This is a genomic window from Frankia sp. AvcI1 (assembly GCF_001420875.1).
GTDB lineage: Bacteria > Actinomycetota > Actinomycetes > Frankiales > Frankiaceae > Frankia > Frankia alni.
On record NZ_LJFZ01000006.1, the window covers coordinates 71,798 to 86,117 of the forward strand.

Annotated in this window: 7 protein-coding genes and 22 pseudogenes; 14 read left to right on the forward strand and 15 right to left on the reverse strand. The window is 73.6% G+C overall.

Going from position 1 to position 14,320, the window contains the following annotated elements; all coding sequences use genetic code 11:
* Positions 1–20 precede the first annotated feature (20 nt).
* The 12 pseudogenes from UK94_RS44405 to UK94_RS44460 form a co-directional block, all read right to left on the reverse strand.
* Positions 21–408, reverse strand: a pseudogene (locus tag UK94_RS44405) (tryptophan--tRNA ligase); the annotation flags it as partial.
* A gap of 1 nt (position 409) precedes the next feature.
* A pseudogene (locus UK94_RS44410) lies at positions 410–453 on the reverse strand (hypothetical protein); the annotation flags it as partial.
* 1 nt (position 454) lies between these two features.
* Positions 455–755 (reverse strand): annotated as a pseudogene (locus UK94_RS44415) (tryptophan--tRNA ligase); the annotation flags it as partial.
* Between the two features lies 1 nt (position 756).
* Positions 757–1,046: pseudogene (locus UK94_RS44420) on the reverse strand (tryptophan--tRNA ligase); the annotation flags it as partial.
* Between the two features lie 118 nt (positions 1,047–1,164).
* Positions 1,165–1,375, reverse strand: a pseudogene (locus UK94_RS44425) (ribose-phosphate diphosphokinase); the annotation flags it as partial.
* 1 nt (position 1,376) lies between these two features.
* A pseudogene (prs, locus tag UK94_RS44430) lies at positions 1,377–1,749 on the reverse strand (ribose-phosphate diphosphokinase); the annotation flags it as partial.
* Between the two features lies 1 nt (position 1,750).
* A pseudogene (gene prs / locus UK94_RS44435) lies at positions 1,751–2,139 on the reverse strand (ribose-phosphate diphosphokinase); the annotation flags it as partial.
* 202 nt (positions 2,140–2,341) lie between these two features.
* Positions 2,342–3,265: pseudogene (gene glmU, locus UK94_RS44440) on the reverse strand (bifunctional UDP-N-acetylglucosamine diphosphorylase/glucosamine-1-phosphate N-acetyltransferase GlmU); the annotation flags it as partial.
* A 1-nt stretch (position 3,266) separates the two neighbouring features.
* Positions 3,267–3,426: pseudogene (gene glmU / locus UK94_RS44445) on the reverse strand (bifunctional UDP-N-acetylglucosamine diphosphorylase/glucosamine-1-phosphate N-acetyltransferase GlmU); the annotation flags it as partial.
* Position 3,427: 1 nt separating this feature from the next.
* Positions 3,428–3,808: pseudogene (locus UK94_RS44450) on the reverse strand (sugar phosphate nucleotidyltransferase); the annotation flags it as partial.
* A gap of 1 nt (position 3,809) precedes the next feature.
* Positions 3,810–3,902: pseudogene (locus UK94_RS44455) on the reverse strand (hypothetical protein); the annotation flags it as partial.
* Between the two features lies 1 nt (position 3,903).
* Positions 3,904–4,029: pseudogene (locus tag UK94_RS44460) on the reverse strand (hypothetical protein); the annotation flags it as partial.
* A gap of 987 nt (positions 4,030–5,016) precedes the next feature.
* On the opposite strand from UK94_RS44460, the pseudogene UK94_RS75895 reads away from it, so the two are divergent.
* The 4 pseudogenes from UK94_RS75895 to UK94_RS44485 form a co-directional block, all read left to right on the forward strand.
* Positions 5,017–5,254 (forward strand): annotated as a pseudogene (locus UK94_RS75895) (acyl-CoA desaturase); the annotation flags it as partial.
* A gap of 30 nt (positions 5,255–5,284) precedes the next feature.
* Positions 5,285–5,413 (forward strand): annotated as a pseudogene (locus tag UK94_RS44475) (acyl-CoA desaturase); the annotation flags it as partial.
* A gap of 1 nt (position 5,414) precedes the next feature.
* Positions 5,415–5,566 (forward strand): annotated as a pseudogene (locus tag UK94_RS44480) (acyl-CoA desaturase); the annotation flags it as partial.
* Position 5,567: 1 nt separating this feature from the next.
* Positions 5,568–5,886 (forward strand): annotated as a pseudogene (locus UK94_RS44485) (acyl-CoA desaturase); the annotation flags it as partial.
* 51 nt (positions 5,887–5,937) lie between these two features.
* Here the strand turns inward: UK94_RS44485 and UK94_RS44490 are convergent.
* From UK94_RS44490 to UK94_RS08340, 3 genes and pseudogenes are all read right to left on the reverse strand, one after another.
* Positions 5,938–6,379: ABC transporter C-terminal domain-containing protein (locus UK94_RS44490; protein WP_235487047.1), on the reverse strand; the 442-nt coding region annotated here is incomplete at its 5' end.
* 1 nt (position 6,380) lies between these two features.
* Positions 6,381–7,905, reverse strand: a pseudogene (locus UK94_RS08335) (ABC-F family ATP-binding cassette domain-containing protein); the annotation flags it as partial.
* Complete coding sequence (locus UK94_RS08340) at positions 7,902–8,948, reverse strand: 4-(cytidine 5'-diphospho)-2-C-methyl-D-erythritol kinase (RefSeq protein ID WP_095212614.1); 1,047 nt, start codon at positions 8,946–8,948, stop codon at positions 7,902–7,904. The pseudogene UK94_RS08335 and the gene UK94_RS08340, both read right to left, overlap by 4 nt.
* A 665-nt stretch (positions 8,949–9,613) precedes the next feature.
* On the opposite strand from UK94_RS08340, the gene UK94_RS08345 reads away from it, so the two are divergent.
* The 10 genes and pseudogenes from UK94_RS08345 to UK94_RS08380 form a co-directional block, all read left to right on the forward strand.
* Positions 9,614–9,994: Asp23/Gls24 family envelope stress response protein (locus UK94_RS08345; protein ID WP_235487049.1), on the forward strand; the 381-nt coding region annotated here is incomplete at its 3' end.
* Between the two features lies 1 nt (position 9,995).
* Positions 9,996–10,138: pseudogene (locus tag UK94_RS44495) on the forward strand (Asp23/Gls24 family envelope stress response protein); the annotation flags it as partial.
* A 20-nt stretch (positions 10,139–10,158) separates the two neighbouring features.
* Positions 10,159–10,749, forward strand: coding sequence for a hypothetical protein (locus UK94_RS08350; RefSeq protein ID WP_235487051.1), 591 nt, complete (start codon positions 10,159–10,161; stop codon positions 10,747–10,749).
* A gap of 538 nt (positions 10,750–11,287) precedes the next feature.
* The gene (locus tag UK94_RS08360; protein ID WP_011607321.1) at positions 11,288–11,476 is read left to right on the forward strand and encodes a DUF2273 domain-containing protein; all 189 of its coding nucleotides are present in this window, start codon (positions 11,288–11,290) and stop codon (positions 11,474–11,476) included.
* Positions 11,473–11,904, forward strand: coding sequence for an Asp23/Gls24 family envelope stress response protein (locus UK94_RS08365; RefSeq protein WP_011607320.1), 432 nt, complete (start codon positions 11,473–11,475; stop codon positions 11,902–11,904). Before UK94_RS08360 ends, UK94_RS08365 begins: the two co-directional genes overlap by 4 nt.
* Positions 11,905–12,103: 199 nt before the next feature.
* Positions 12,104–12,427, forward strand: a pseudogene (locus UK94_RS44500) (hypothetical protein); the annotation flags it as partial.
* A gap of 1 nt (position 12,428) precedes the next feature.
* Positions 12,429–12,883 (forward strand): annotated as a pseudogene (locus UK94_RS44505) (hypothetical protein); the annotation flags it as partial.
* Positions 12,880–13,473: a hypothetical protein gene (locus UK94_RS08375; protein WP_055749361.1), complete on the forward strand. Its 594-nt coding sequence runs from the start codon at positions 12,880–12,882 to the stop codon at positions 13,471–13,473. The pseudogene UK94_RS44505 and the gene UK94_RS08375, both read left to right, overlap by 4 nt.
* A gap of 178 nt (positions 13,474–13,651) precedes the next feature.
* Positions 13,652–13,788: pseudogene (locus tag UK94_RS44510) on the forward strand (50S ribosomal protein L25); the annotation flags it as partial.
* A 1-nt stretch (position 13,789) separates the two neighbouring features.
* Positions 13,790–14,275: pseudogene (locus tag UK94_RS08380) on the forward strand (50S ribosomal protein L25); the annotation flags it as partial.
* Between the last annotated feature and the right edge of the window lie 45 nt (positions 14,276–14,320).

A 14,320-nucleotide genomic window follows, 5' to 3' on the forward strand; every position in this document is an offset into this window, starting at 1 on the left:
GGCAGCGGCAGCGGAGTCGGTCAGAGGGGGGAGATGCCGACGGCGCGGCGGACGCCCTGGAGGACGGGGCGGGCGCGGTCGCGGGCCTGCTCGGCGCCGGCGTCGAGGATCGCGTCGAGCTCGCTGCCGGGGGCGACGAGGGCCTCGTACTGCTCGCGCAGCGGCGACAACCAGGCGTTGACGGTCTCGAACAGGGCGTTCTTCAGCTCGCCCCAGCCGGTGCCGCCCTGCTCCAGACGGGCCCGCATGTCCTTGACCGCCTCGGGGGTGGCGAAGTTCTCGAACAGTGCGAACGCCGCCGAGGCGTCCGGGTCCTTCGGCTGCTCCACCGGTGTGCTGTCGCTCACGATGCCGCGGATGAGCTTCCGTAGCTGCTTCTCGGGGGCGAACAGCGGGATCGTGTTCTTGNAGGACTTGCTCATCTTGCGGCCGTCGGTGCCGGGTAGGGTCCGGNCCGAGCTGCCGGCGGGGTAAATTCCCTCCGGAATCCTCAGGCTGAACACGTCGCCGAAGAGATGGTTGAACGAGCCGGCGATGTCGGCGGCGTATTCGACGTGCTGCGACTGGTCCTGCCCGACGGGCACCACGTCGGTGTTCATGATGAGAATGTCGACGGCCATGAGAATCGGGTAGTTGAACAGGCCCATGTTGATCCCGGCGTCCAGATCCGCCACGCCGGACTCGGCGTTGCGGTCGCGGGCGGCCTTGTAGGCGTGCGCCCGGTTCATCAGGCCCTTGCCGGTCACGCAGGACAGNACCCAGGACAGCTCGAAGATCTCGGGGACGTCGGACTGGCGGTAGAAGACCGTGCGCGCCGGGTCGAGGCCGAGCGTGATCCAGGTGGCCGCCACCGACCGGGTGTAGCTCGCCAGCTCCCTGCGGTCGCGAATCGACGTCAGGGCGTGGTAGTCGGCGATGAAGTAGATCGACTCGTAGGTCGACGTGAGCTCCAGCGAGGGCCGGATCGCTCCGATGTAGTTCCCGAGATGCGGCTCGCCCGTCGGCTTGATGCCGGTCAGCGAGACCTTCGGCTGTTGCGCTGCCATGCCTGCGCAGTCTACGGAGGCGACCCGCAGCGGCGGACCGCCGGCGCCGTGCCGACCCGCGTCGCGCGGACCCAGGCGTCCCGGGACGTGCCCGGGACGCGCGTCGCGGCGGGGCTGTCTAGGCGTCCCCGCCGAACAGGCCGGTCACGGAGCCGTCCTCGAAGACCGCCTTGATCGCGGCGGCGAGCAGCGGGGCGATCGACAGTTCGGTGATCTTGTCGATCCGTGCCTCGCTGGGCAGCGGCAGCGTGTTGGTGAGGACGACCTCGCTGATCTCGGAGTTCTTCAGCCGGTCGGCCGCCGGCCCGGACAGCACACCGTGCGTCGCCNCCGCGATCACGTCGGTCGCGCCGTGCTCCTTGAGCGACTCCGCGGCCTTCGTGATGGTGCCGGCAGTGTCGATCATGTCGTCGACGATGACACAGGTGCGGCCGCGGACCTCGCCGACCACGTCGAACATCTTCACCTGGTTGGGCACGTCCGGGTCGCGGCGCTTGTGGATGATGGCCAGGGGGCAGCCCAGCCGGTCGGTCCAGCGTTCCGCCACCCGGACCCGGCCCGAGTCGGGGGCCACGACGGTGACCTCCGAGGTGTCCAGCTTGTTCTCGATGTAGTCGGCGAGCAGCGGCAGCGCGAACAGGTGGTCCACCGGGCCGTCGAAGAAGCCCTGGATCTGTGCGGTGTGCAGGTCGACCGACATGAGNCGGTGCGCGCCGGCGGTCTTGAACAGGTCGGCGACGAGCCGGGCGGAGATCGGCTCGCGGCCGCGGTGCTTCTTGTCCTGGCGGGCGTACGGGTAGAACGGCGCGACCACCGTGATCCTTTTGGCGCTCGCCCGCTTCAGGGCGTCCACCATGATCAGTTGTTCCATCAGCCAGGTGTTCACCGGCGCCGAGTGGCACTGCAGGACGAAGGCGTCGCAGCCGCGGACCGATTCGGAGAAGCGAACGAAGATCTCGCCGCTGGCGAACTCGTAGGCGTTCGTCGGCACGGGTTCGACGTCGAGTGCGGCCGCCACCTCCGCCGCGAGGCCGGGGTGCGAGCGTCCCGCAAAGAGCATCAGGTTGCGCCGGTTCTCGGTCTGGTAGGCCACCGCGTTCTCCTTGGACGGGACGGATGATCAGGCTGGGGTGCCGTCGGCGGCGTGCCTGCGCGCGCAGAGGTGCTGCCCCGCGCGGCCTGCCGGCGCGGCCGGACCGATGGGGCGNTGTGCATCCCCCCGCTGGTCAGAAGGTTGGGACCGACCCCTCTACGTTCTGCTTCCCGCTCCGGGAACGCCAGCGATCCCGGCCTCNCCGCTGCCGGTGTGCGTCAAGTCACCCCGACCATGCGGGCCGGCATCGGGCGTGCCGACCCCGTGCGCCTGTGCTGCGAGGGAGTCGGCCGGGATGGGGCCGGCGGGGATGGAGTCGGCCGGGATGGAGTCGGCGGGGATGGGGTCGGCCGGGATGGGGTCGCCTGGGCGGGACTCGGCCGGGAGGAGGTCGGTCGGCGTCGCCGCGTCGGCGACGGCGGGCCCCGGCGAGGCACCGGCGGCGGCCGCGGCGGCCGCCGCGGCGGGGCTGCCGGGCCGGCGCCGCTGCGTCCAGCCCTCGATGATCCGCTGGCGCCCCTCGCGGATGGCCAGCGCGCCCGGCGGCACGTCCTCCCGGATGACGGACCCGGCACCCGTGTAGGCACCGTCTCCGACGGTGACCGGGGCGACGAGCATCGTGTCGCTGCCGATGCGAACGTCGGAGCCGATGACGGTGCGGTGCTTCGCGACGCCGTCGTAGTTCACGAAGACGGTCGTGCAGCCGATGTTGCTCCGCTCGCCGACGACGGCGTCGCCGACGTAGGCGAGGTGGGGGACCTTCGTGTGGTCGCCGAACTCGGCGGACTTCGTCTCGACGAAGGATCCGATCTTGCCCTCCCGGCCGAGCCGGGTGCCGGGGCGCAGGTGGCTGTAGGGGCCGACGGTGGCGCCGGCGCCGATCTCGGCGCGGTCGGCCGTGGTCCGCACGACGCTCGCCTCCGCGCCGACGATCGTGTCCGTGAGGGTGCACTCGGGGCCGACGGTGGCGCCCCTCGCCAGGTGGGTGCGTCCGTGCAGGAAGGTGTGGGGGGCGATCGTCGTGTCCGGCTCCAGGGTGACGTCCGCGTCGATCCAGGTGGTGGGCGGATCCACGACGGTGGTCCCGGCCTTCATGGCCGCGACGACGATCCGGTCGCGCAGCGCCNGGCCGGCGGCGGCGAGCTGGACCCGGTCGTTGACCCCGGCGGCCTCGGCCGGGTCGGCGACGACCCGCGCCGCCACCGGGCTGCCGTCGCCGACCAGGAGCCCGACGACGTCGGTCAGGTACTCCTCGCCCTGGGCGTTATCCCTGGTCAGCCGGGCCAGNGCCGCCTGGAGCGGGCCGGCGCGGAAGGTGTAGACCCCGGTGTTGATCTCCCGGATGGCGGCGGTGGCCGCGTCGGCGTCGCGATGCTCGATGATCGCCTGGACCCCACCTGCGGCATCGCGCACGACCCGGCCGTAACCGGTGGCGTCGTCGAGGACGGCGGTCAGCACCGTCGCCGCGGCGCGCTGGGCCTGGTGATGGCCGGCGAGGGCGGCCAGCGTCTCCCCGGTGAGCAGCGGGGTGTCGCCGGGGAGCACGACCACCGAGTCGTCGGGGGCGAGCCCGTCGAGCGCCGCCAGGGCGACCCGAACAGCGTGGCCCGTACCGTGCTGACGGTCCTGCACGACGGGGACGACCGTCGGGGCCTGCTCGGCCAGCATCNCCGCGACCTGCTCCCGGCCGTGGCCCACGACGACGGCGGTGCGGGGCGCGGCCAGGGTGCCGGCGGCGTGCAGCACGTGCCCGAGCAGGGTTCNCCCAGCGATACTGTGCAGCACCTTCGGTGTCGTCGAGCGCATCCGTCGACCCTCGCCCGCAGCCAGGATGATGACGGCGGCCGGACGTGGTGAAGTCACGCGATCTCCCGGATCTTCGGCCTGCACGACGATGGGGCGACGGGCACCACACTACCGCGACCTGCTGACCGGGCCCGGGGAGGTGACGGCGGCCGGTAACACGCCGGGCGCCGTCACCGGAGGAGGGCCTCGACCGGCCGGCGGGGAACGACCCGACCGGTCCCCGCCGAAGCGTTCGGCCGCTCGCGGAGAAAGGATCGCGATGGCGGTCCGGCCGGCGCGGCGGTACTTCCCGGCGATTCTTTGTGATGGTATTACTGGTGGTACTCCAGTAGTGCTCCGCCGCCACGACTCGAACGTGGACTAAGAGAACCAAAATCTCCTGTGCTGCCGATTACACTACGGCGGACCGCGGGGAAAACATGCCAACTCTACCATCGTGGGGTGGCGCGGATGGTAAAAGCAGGGTCGCGGACCACTGTCCCGCGGGTCGGGCCGCGCCGCGGTCCCCGCCGACCCCGCACAGCCCGATGCATCGGGCGCCCGCGGCGATCGGGGCGCACCACACCACCGCGGCGCCATTACGGGGCGTGCCGCCCGAGGTGAGCGGTGTCGGGTGCCGTGCTGGTCGCCGGGCGAGGTCCGAGCACGTTCTGCGGGATGCCCGTCGGGGTGGCCCGGGTGGTGACCTCGGTGGGGCGGGTACCCCCACGAGACGTAGACCATTCGGGCGGGTGCCGGCCGGTGGGCATACAGCGATGTACAGCGATGCCGGCAGGCCGNCAGGCTGGGCCGCCCTGCCGAGTGGCCCGTTTGCGTGGTGGACGCCNGCAATGGGGACTGTTGTCACATCGGCGGGCTACCGTGGCCGGTGGAGTGCCGGCGCAGTGGACCTGCCGCGATGGACGGGACGAGGCGATGACCGCTACCGACACGGTGACACCGAGCAACAATCGGGCGCCGGATGACGACCGGGAAACGACTGCGGGGCTCGGCCGCGCCGATCCCGCCAACAACCGGGGCAACGCCACCAGGCCCAGGTCGATGGCGAAGGCTCGGGCCGAACAGATCATCATGGTGACGACGATCATCATTCCGCTTGTCGCGGTGGTCGCCGCGATACCCGCCCTGTGGGGCCGGTGGATCTCCTGGCATGACGTCGTCCTTGCCCTGATCTTCTATGCCATCAGCGGGCACGGGGTGACGGTCGGATTCCACCGTTACTTCACCCACCGTGGATTCAAGACGTCCCGGCCGGTGCGCATCGCGCTCGCCGTCGCCGGAAACATGGCGATCGAGGGCCCGGTGATCCNCTGGGTGGCCGACCACCGGCGCCACCACNCCTTCAGCGACGCCGAGGGCGACCCACACTCGCCGTGGCGCTACGGCCCCGGCACATGGTCGATGATGAAGGGCCTCTACCACGCCCACGTCGGCTGGCTGTTCGACGTCGAGCAGACCGACCAGCGCCNCTTCGCCCCCGACCTGCTCGACGACCCGGACATCGTGAAGGTCAGCCGCTCGTTCGCCGGCTGCGCCTTCGTCAGCCTCGCCGCGCCAGCGATCATCGGCGGCCTCTGGGGCGGCTCGTTCGAGGCGGCCGTGCAGGCGTTCTTCTGGGCGGNCCTCGTCCGGGTCGCCACGCTCCACCACGTCACCTGGTCGGTGAACAGCATCTGCCACGTGCTCGGCTCCCGGCCGTACCGCTCGCGGGACCGCTCCGCCAACGTGTGGCCGCTGGCGCTGCTGTCGATGGGGGAGTCCTGGCACAACCTGCATCACGCCGAGCCGACCTCGGCCCGCCACGGCGTGCGCCCCTGGCAGATCGACACGAGCTTCTACATCATCAAGCTGATGGAGACGCTCCACCTGGTCTGGGACGTGCGCTGGCCCGACCCGGCCCGCCTCGCCACCAAACGCGTCACCGCCGACGCTACGGCCTGAGCCGCCTCGGCTGACTGGTCCGCCTCGGCAGGCTGAGCCACCTCGGTCGGCTCAGCCTTCGAGGTCGGCGGCGAGGGTCAGCCAGGCCTCCTCGGTGGCGTCCTTGTCGGCGACGACGGCGCGCAGCTCGGCGTCCAGCGCCAGCAGGCGCTCATGGTCGGTCGCCGCCTCGGCGAGGGCCACGTGGAGCTCCTGCTCGCGGCGGGTCAGCCGATCGAGGGCACGTTCGAGGCGGGTCAGCTCCTTGCGGGCGGCCCGCAGCTCGCTGCCGGATCGGGACGGTCCGGTCGTCGCGCCGATGGCGGCCGCTGCCGTGCCGGATCCGGCCGTGCCGGCCGCTGCCGTGGCGGCGGCGGGGACACCTGGCGCGGTCCCGTCCGCGCCACCCGCTGCACTCCGGCTACCCGTGCCACTTCGGCTACCCGTGCCACTTCGGCCATCCGTGCCACTTCGTCTACCTGCGCCATTCGTTCCGCCCGCGGTGGCTGCTCGGNCCGGCGGAGCCGAGGTGGCGGCCTCCGAGCCGGCGGCGGCTCGGCGGGCCAGGTACTCCTCGATGCCGCCGGGCAGCATCCTCAGGTGGCCGTCGCCGAGCAGAGCCAGCGTCACGTCACAGGTCCGCTCGAGGAAATACCGGTCGTGGCTGACCACGACCAGGGTGCCGGGCCAGGAGTCCAGCAGGTCCTCCAGCGCGGTCAGCGTGTCCGTGTCGAGATCGTTCGTCGGCTCGTCCAGGAGCAGGACGTTCGGCCGGGCCATGAGCAGGCGCAGCAGCTGCAGCCGGCGCCGCTCGCCACCGGAGAGGTCGCCGACCCGGGTCCACTGCCGCGACGACGGCAGGCCGAACTGCTCCAGCAGCTGCCCGGCGCTGCGCTCCCGACCCCGCTCGACCTCCAGCACCCGGCCGACCTGCTCGACGGCCTCCAGCGCGCGCAGCGACGCCGGTAGCTCGGCGACCTCCTGGGACAGCAGCGCCGGTCGGACGCTGGCCCCCACCTTCACCCGCCCTCCGTCCGGGACGACCTCGCCGAGCAGGGTGCGCAGCAGCGTCGTCTTGCCGGCGCCGTTGACGCCGACCAGCCCGATCCGGTCCCCCGGCCCCAGCAGCCAGGTGATGCCGTCGAACAGGGTGCGGTCCCCGATCCGGACGGTGATGTTCTCGGCGTCGTAGACGTCCTTGCCGAGCCGGGACGCCGCGAAGCTGCGCAGCGCCATCGTGTCGCGGGGCGGCGGCTCGTCGGCGATCAGGGCGTTGGCGGCGTCGATGCGGAACCGCGGCTTGCTGGTCCGGGCGGGGGGCCCGCGGCGTAGCCAGGCGAGCTCCTTGCGCAGCAGGTTCTGCCGGCGGGCCTCCGTCGCATCCGCCCGTCTGGTCCGTTCGGCCCGGGCGAGGACGTAGGCGGAGTAGCCCCCCTCGTAGGCGTCGACCCGTCCGTCGACGACCTCCCACACCCGGCCGCACACCTCGTCGAGGAACCAGCGGTCGTGGGTGGCGACGAGCAGGCCGCCGCGCCAGCCGGCGAGGTGGCCGGCGAGCCAGGCGACGCCCTCGACGTCGAGATGGTTCGTCGGTTCGTCGAGAATCAGCAGGTCGAGGTCCTGGACCAGCAGTCGCGCCAGCGCCACCCGCCGCCGCTCGCCACCCGACATCGGGCCGAGCACGTCGTCGAGGCGGTCCAGCAGGCCGAGGCCGGCGAGCACACCGCGGCGGCGCGGGTCCGCCGCCCATTCGTGTTCCGCGCCGGTGCCGACCACGACCTCGCGGACCGTGCGGTCGGCGGGCAGCACGTCCGCCTGCGCCAGCGAGCCCACCCGGGTCGAACCCGCGTGGACGACCCGGCCGGCATCCGGCTCCGCCTCGCCCGCGATGATCCGCAGCAGGGTGGACTTGCCGGCGCCGTTGCGCCCGACCACGCCGATCCGCTCGCCGGTGCCGACGCCGAGACTCACCTGGTCCAGCAGCGTGCGGGTGCCGAAGGCGGCGTCGATGTTCTCCAGGCTGACCAGGACGGGGCTCACGGTCCGCCGCCCGACCCGTCCGCGCCGTCCGGCCCCTCCAGCACCCGGGCACCGGCCGCCGGCCCGGACGCCCGGCGCACGGCCCGGGCGACGCCCATGCCGGCCAGGCTCGCGGCCAGCTCGACGCTCTCGGTCGCCCCGGCGGCGAGGAAGGCGCAGGTCGGCCCGGAACCGCTCACGATGGCCCCGACGGCGCCGAGCTCGCGGCCGGTCTCCAGGACCCGGCGCAGCGCCGGCCGCAGCCGCAGTGCCGCCGGCTGCAGGTCGTTGACGAGGGCCGCCCCGAGCTGGGCGGGGTCGCCGGTGCGCAGCGCCGCCAGCACGTCGTCGGCGGGGGTGGGCCCCGTGCGCAGCCGGCCCTCGGACAGCTTGTCGAACTCGGCGTAGACGGCCGGAGTGGACAGGCCGCCGTCGGCGAGGGCGAACACCCAGTGGTACTCGCCGGTGGCCAGGACGTCGGTGAGCTGCTCGCCCCGGCCGGTGCCCAGCGCGGTCCCGCCGGTCAGCGGGAACGGGACGTCGCTGCCGAGCCGGGCGGCGAGGCCGGCGAGGGCGACCCGGTCGAGGCCGGCCTGCCACAGCGCGTCGAAGGCGACCAGCGCCGCCGCCGCGTCCGCGCTGCCGCCGGCCATGCCCGCGGCGACCGGGATGCCCTTGGTCAGGGTCAGGTGCACCCGCTCCGAGGTGATGCCCGCAGCCTCGGCGACGAGGTGCGCCGCCCGGACCGCGATGTTGTCGCGGCCGGTGGGGACGATGGACACGTCGGGGGTGGTCGTGGCCGGGCCGCGTGCGGTCGGGTCGGCGCCCTCGCCGGAGACCTCGACGGTGACCACGACCCCGTCCTGGTCGCCGGAGGGCACCCCGTCGATGGTCGTGGGGTCGGCCGCCGTGGGGTCGGCCGCCGTGGGGTCGAGCGTCGTGGCGGTCAGGTCGTCGAACAACGAGACGGCCTGGAGCACGGTGATCACGTCGTGGTAGCCGTCCGGCCGCAGCGGCCCGACGCCGAGATGCAGGTTGACCTTGGCCGGGGCCCGGACGGTCACGGCGGCGATGCCGGCTCCCGCGCCTTGGCGCGGGCCCGGGTGGGATCGAGGCAGCGGATGCTCCTTCGCTCGGACTCACTCAGGCTGGTCTGTGCGGGCGGCTCTACTCGGGCGGGCGGCCTCTACTCGTGCGGGCAGTCGTACTCGTGCGGGCGGTTGTCCTCGTGCGGGCGGTTGTCCTCGTGTGACGGTCGTGCTCACGTGGCGGTCGGGCTCGTATAGCGGTCGTGTTCGTGCTGGTCGTCCTCGTGCGGCGGTTCCACACGCTCAGCGTTGCTACGCGTGCTGAGCGGCACCGCCCGTCCGGGCGGGGGCAACCGGCCGAACCCAACCTATCCGCGGGTCCGGAGCGTATGACCGTCCACCCGCGGGGTACATGAGAGGTCGGGATGCCTGGCTGGTGAAATCGGGCGACTCGCGGCGTGGGTGACCCCGTCGGANAGGGCCCGCACGTGCTTCGTGATGCCCCCTCGCCCGGTTGGACCTGGCCCTTCACACCTTCCCCAGGCTTCCTTGACGTCCGGCCTGCACGTGCGTCGCCGCCGCGTCCCAGCTGACCCGCGGTGACCCGGTCGGACCCGACCCCAGCGGGCCGCGGCCTGACGGCGGGTGCCCCGCGACCACGGCCCACTCGGGGGGCGCCGAAAACCACGAAGGGGACCACCATGACCACGACCACCAGCTCCGGAACCGCGACCACCGGTGCCGGAACCTCGACCAGCACCGGCCAGGCCGATTCGTCGGCGACCGGCGCCGGTGGCGCCAACCGGACCACCGTGCCGGACCGGAAGCACTCCACGGAGCTCACCACCGAGCGAGGCCGCACGTCGATCGCGGATGCCGTGGTCCGCAAGATCGCCGGGGTGGCGGCCCGCGAGGTCGCCGGCGTGCACAAGCTGGGCACCGGCGGCGCCCGGGCGGTCGGTTCGGTGAAGGCCCGCATCCCCGGCGCGTCGGCGAGCGTCGCCCAGGGCGTCGCGGTCGAGGTCGGCCAGCGGCAGGCCGCCATCGACCTGGACGTGGTCTGCGACTACGGCGTCTCCATCNTCGACCTGTCGCAGTCGATCCGGCGCAACGTGGTCAGCTCCGTCGAGGGGATGACCGGGCTGGAGGTCACCGAGGTCAACGTCGCCATCGACGACGTCTTCATCGGCGACGACGGCCAGGAAGACACCCGGCGGGTCGAGTGAACCTGGTCGGGACGGGTGACGTGACCACCTGGTTCCGCTGGGATCCCGACCGGGTGGCGGCCGCGGTGGCCGCCTGTCCAGAGGTGACCCGACTGGTCGCCGCCCCGACGCCCTCGCCCCTGCGCATCCCCGAGCGCCCGGGCTGGCCGTTGCCCGACGGGCCTGACGCGGCGGTCGCCGCCGGTTCCGGCGGGGCGGTCGAGGACCGTGGGGTGGAGGCGGCCGATTACGGCGGGGGGGTCGTGACCGAGGAGCGCGGGGTGGACGACGCGGCGCGGGACCGCCTCGAGGTGGCGGAGGTGGCGACGTATCTGCCCGGCCGCCGGGTCGCGGGGGTGCGAGTGCGCGCCGACCGGATCCTCGTGCAGGTCGACTGCCGCTACGGCCCGCGGCTGGCCGATCTCGCCGACCGAGTCCGGGCCGCGGTGCTGCGCGCCGCACCCGACTGCCCCCGGGTGGATGTGATCATCCGCGATCTGGATCCACCGGACGGGTTGGTCTCGGTCGACCGGCCTGCCCCGGTCGACCCGGCTGCCCCGGGCGATCAACGGCGCTCGGTTGGTCCGGCGCAGGTGGGGGATGGTGACCAGCCGTGGGCCTGGTCACCGTGACCCCGCAGGAGGCGGGTGACGCGGCCCGTCCGGACTCCCGGGCTGACGCCGACGCGGCCCGGCGCCGGGCGGAGATACGCGCGTTCGTCCGGACGCACCACCCGGACCGCGGTGGAGATCCCGACGCCTTCGCCGAGGGCCTGCGGGCGCTGCGCGCGGGACAGCCGACCACCGGCCGCTCGACCACCGGCCGGTGGGCCGAGGCCGACTCCGGTCCCACCGCCTACCGCCGGCGCACCGTGGCCGAGCACCTCGCCGGTTGGCTGGCGGAGCGCGGCCGAGGATGGCGCGGTGCGGCGCGGCGGCAGGTCGTCACAGCGCGATGGGGCCGTCGGCTCGGTGTCCGATGGGTACACCGACGACAGGCCCAGAGAGCACAGCGTGGCCCTCGAGTCCNGTGACCCGACACCGCCCGCGTGGAGCGTGGCGGCGCCTCACCCCATGTGACGATCACCCCCCTTGCCCCTTCCCGGCCCGTCCGAGGGGCACACCGGACGTATCACCCGACTGGACGGGTCGGACCGGAAGGGACGTCACCATGCGAGCAGCAGCACTTGGTCTGATCACCGGCCTGATCGCCGGGCTCGCGCTCGCCTTCGGCGGGTTCAGCGAGTTCCTGATCGTCCTCGTGTTCGGGGCGATCGGGCTCGTCGTCGGCAAGGTCGTCGACGGTGACCTCGACATCACCCGCTACGTGGGCGGGGACCGGCGCCGGAGCCGACGGTGACCACGCCGTCCCGGCCCGGTGCCTCCGCCGATGCGGGCGAGCCGGCCGGCACCAGGCGTGCCGGCGGGGGAGCGGGATCGCTGCGCGTCGCCGACCGGGTCGTGGAGAAGATCGCCGCGATGGCCGCCGCGGAGGTGCCCGGGGTCACCGGGCCGCCGCGGCGGCTCTCGCGCCGCGGCGGCGCCCGCCGGGGCGGGGCTCGGTGGCGCGGCCATGCCCGCCGGCCCCGGGTGGATGCCCGGCTCGAGGGCAGCACGGCGCGGCTGACCATGACGTTCTCCGTGCGTTACCCGAACCCCGTCGGCGAGACCGCCGAGCGGGTGCGGGGCGAGGTGCAGGAGCGGGTCGCGGCGCTGGCCGGTGTGCGCGTCGCCCATCTCGACATCGAGGTGCCCTCCCTGAGCCCGGGCGGCGGCGAACCGTTCTAGAGCCGACCAGGTCTCGTCCGCTCCGCGGTGCACGTGAGGCGTGTGCGGTGCGATGCGCACGGTCTGCGGACTCAGACCGTGCAGAACGCACCGCAACTCGCTCCGGCGGCGAGACCGACCAGAGACGGTGTCTGTTCGTACGCGCGTGGGCACGAGTAGTAGACGGGGGCGGACTCGGTGGGGGGTGGACATCGTGCGGATGGGACGCCGGGTCGTCGCGGGGCTGCTCGCCACACTGATCGCGGTTGCCGGTGTGATCGCCGTCGTCGAGATCATCGCGGCGGCGGTGGGTGAAGGCCAGGTCCTGATCAACTGGCGGAGCTGGGCGAACGGCCTGAGCGACACCGCCTGGTCCCGGGGGCCGGCGTTGCTGGCCGCCGGGTTCGTCGCGCTGGTGGGGCTGCTGCTGATCGGGATCGCGCTTCGGAGCGGCACGCCGGCCCGGCTGCGAACTCGCTGGGGATGCCCGCGGGCCGGAGTGTTCGTGGACCGGCGCGGGCTGGCACGGGACCTGCGGGCCACGNCGCTCGCCGTCGACGGAGTGGACCGGGCCCGGGTCCGGGTGCACCGGCGCGTCGCGGACGTCCGGCTGCGCCTGCGCCCCCGCGTCGCCGGCGACACCCCGCGGCGGGTAGCCGCCGTGCTGAGTGAGGAGCTCGACGCCTTCGCGTTGGTCGAGTCGCCCGATCTGACGATCCGGGCGACCTCCACCGGGCGCCGGCACGAACCGGCCGCCGTCGACGGGCCGGCTAGGCATGACGGCCCGGCCGGGTGGGGCGGTCCGGGTGGGCACGCCGGACCCTCCGGAGGTGACGGTCGGCCCGCCTCGGGTGGTGCGGACGAGTCGGGTGGTGCGGACGAGTCGGGTGGTGCGGACGAGTCGGGTGGTGCGGACGGGTCACGGCGGGCGGTCGGGACCGGACCGGACGGCACCCGCCGGGTGGGTGCCGCGGCGCGGCGGGGAGGCGAGGCGCCGTGACCAGGCCTGGGCCGCGCGTGCCGCCGACCGACCGGCGCAACCGGGTCATCCTTGCCGCTCTGGGGGTGCTGCTCACGGCGGCCGGCGTGCTGGCGCTTCTCGTCGGGGTCGGCGTCTTCGGTGACAGCCGGTCGGACCAGCCCGTTCTCGACCCGACCGTCCGTGGCTTCGCCGCGGGGCACGGCTGGTTCTGGCCGGTTGTCGGGGTCGCCAGTGGGCTGGTCGCCCTGCTGGCACTGGCCTGGTTGGCCCAGCAGGCGCGTACCGACAGGTCCCCGGGGCTGGACGTGACCCACGATGCCCTCGGCGACGTGCACCTGCCGGCGGCCGCGCTGACCGACGCCGTCGCGGACGACGTGGCCGCGATCGCGGGCGTCGAGGGCGCGCGGGCCGAGCTGCGGGGCAGGCGTGAACCGTCGCTGGACATCGCGGTCAGAGTGACCCGGGGCACCGACGTGCCCGGCGTGGTCGGGGAGGTCTGCGGCCCGGTGCTGGGACGGGCCCGGCGCGCCCTCGGCCGCCCCGACCTGCCCGCTCAGGTGAACATCCGGCCCGTCGGTGTGGCCCGGCGCCGGCCCCGCGTCCGCTGATGCGCCGGTCCGGTCGGGACCGGTGCCCCGCGGCGGTCCGCATCTGCGCTGGGTCTTGACAGATCGGGGTGGCCGTCCACCTCTCGCGAAGCGTCCGGTACTGTGAAGGACCGCGCCGCGGTGGTCCTCCCGCCCTCCGGCGATGGAATCCCATGTTCTGGAAAGGATGAGCGCCGCCATGTCCGAGGTCCGCATCGCCGCGGAGCCGCGCACCGAGTTCGGTAAGGGCGGTGCTCGTCGCACCCGCCGCGCCGGCAAGGTACCCGCTGTTCTCTACGGTCACGGCAAGCCGCCGCGCCACATCGCCCTGCCCGCNCACGACCTGCTGCACGCCTTCAAGACCGACGCCGGCACGAACGTCCTGTTGACGCTCGAGCTTGCCGACGGCACCGAGCTCGCGCTCGCGAAGGACGTCCAGCGGCACCCGATCAAGGGCAGCTTCGAGCACATCGACCTGGTTCTCGTGAACCGGGGCGAGAAGGTCGTCGCTGACATCCCGGTGCAGGTCGTCGGCGAGCCCCACCCCGACACGCTGGTCGACCAGCAGGTCACCTCGATCGCGTTGAGGGCCGACGCCTCGCGTCTGCCGAACGCGATCGAAGTGGACATCACCGGCCTGGAGCCGGGAACCGCGGTGCTGGCCCGCCAGCTGGCGCTGCCCGAGGGCGCCGAACTCGACGCCGATCCCGACCTGGCCGTCGTGCAGTGCCTGGCCAAGCGAACCGTCGCCCAGCAGGACGCCGAGCTCGGCGAGACCACCGAGGCGACCGAGGAGGCCGGCGCGGCGAGCGCGTCCGCCTAGGCGGACGGCTCTCCCCGTCGACCCCCTCGACTCCCGGCACCTGCC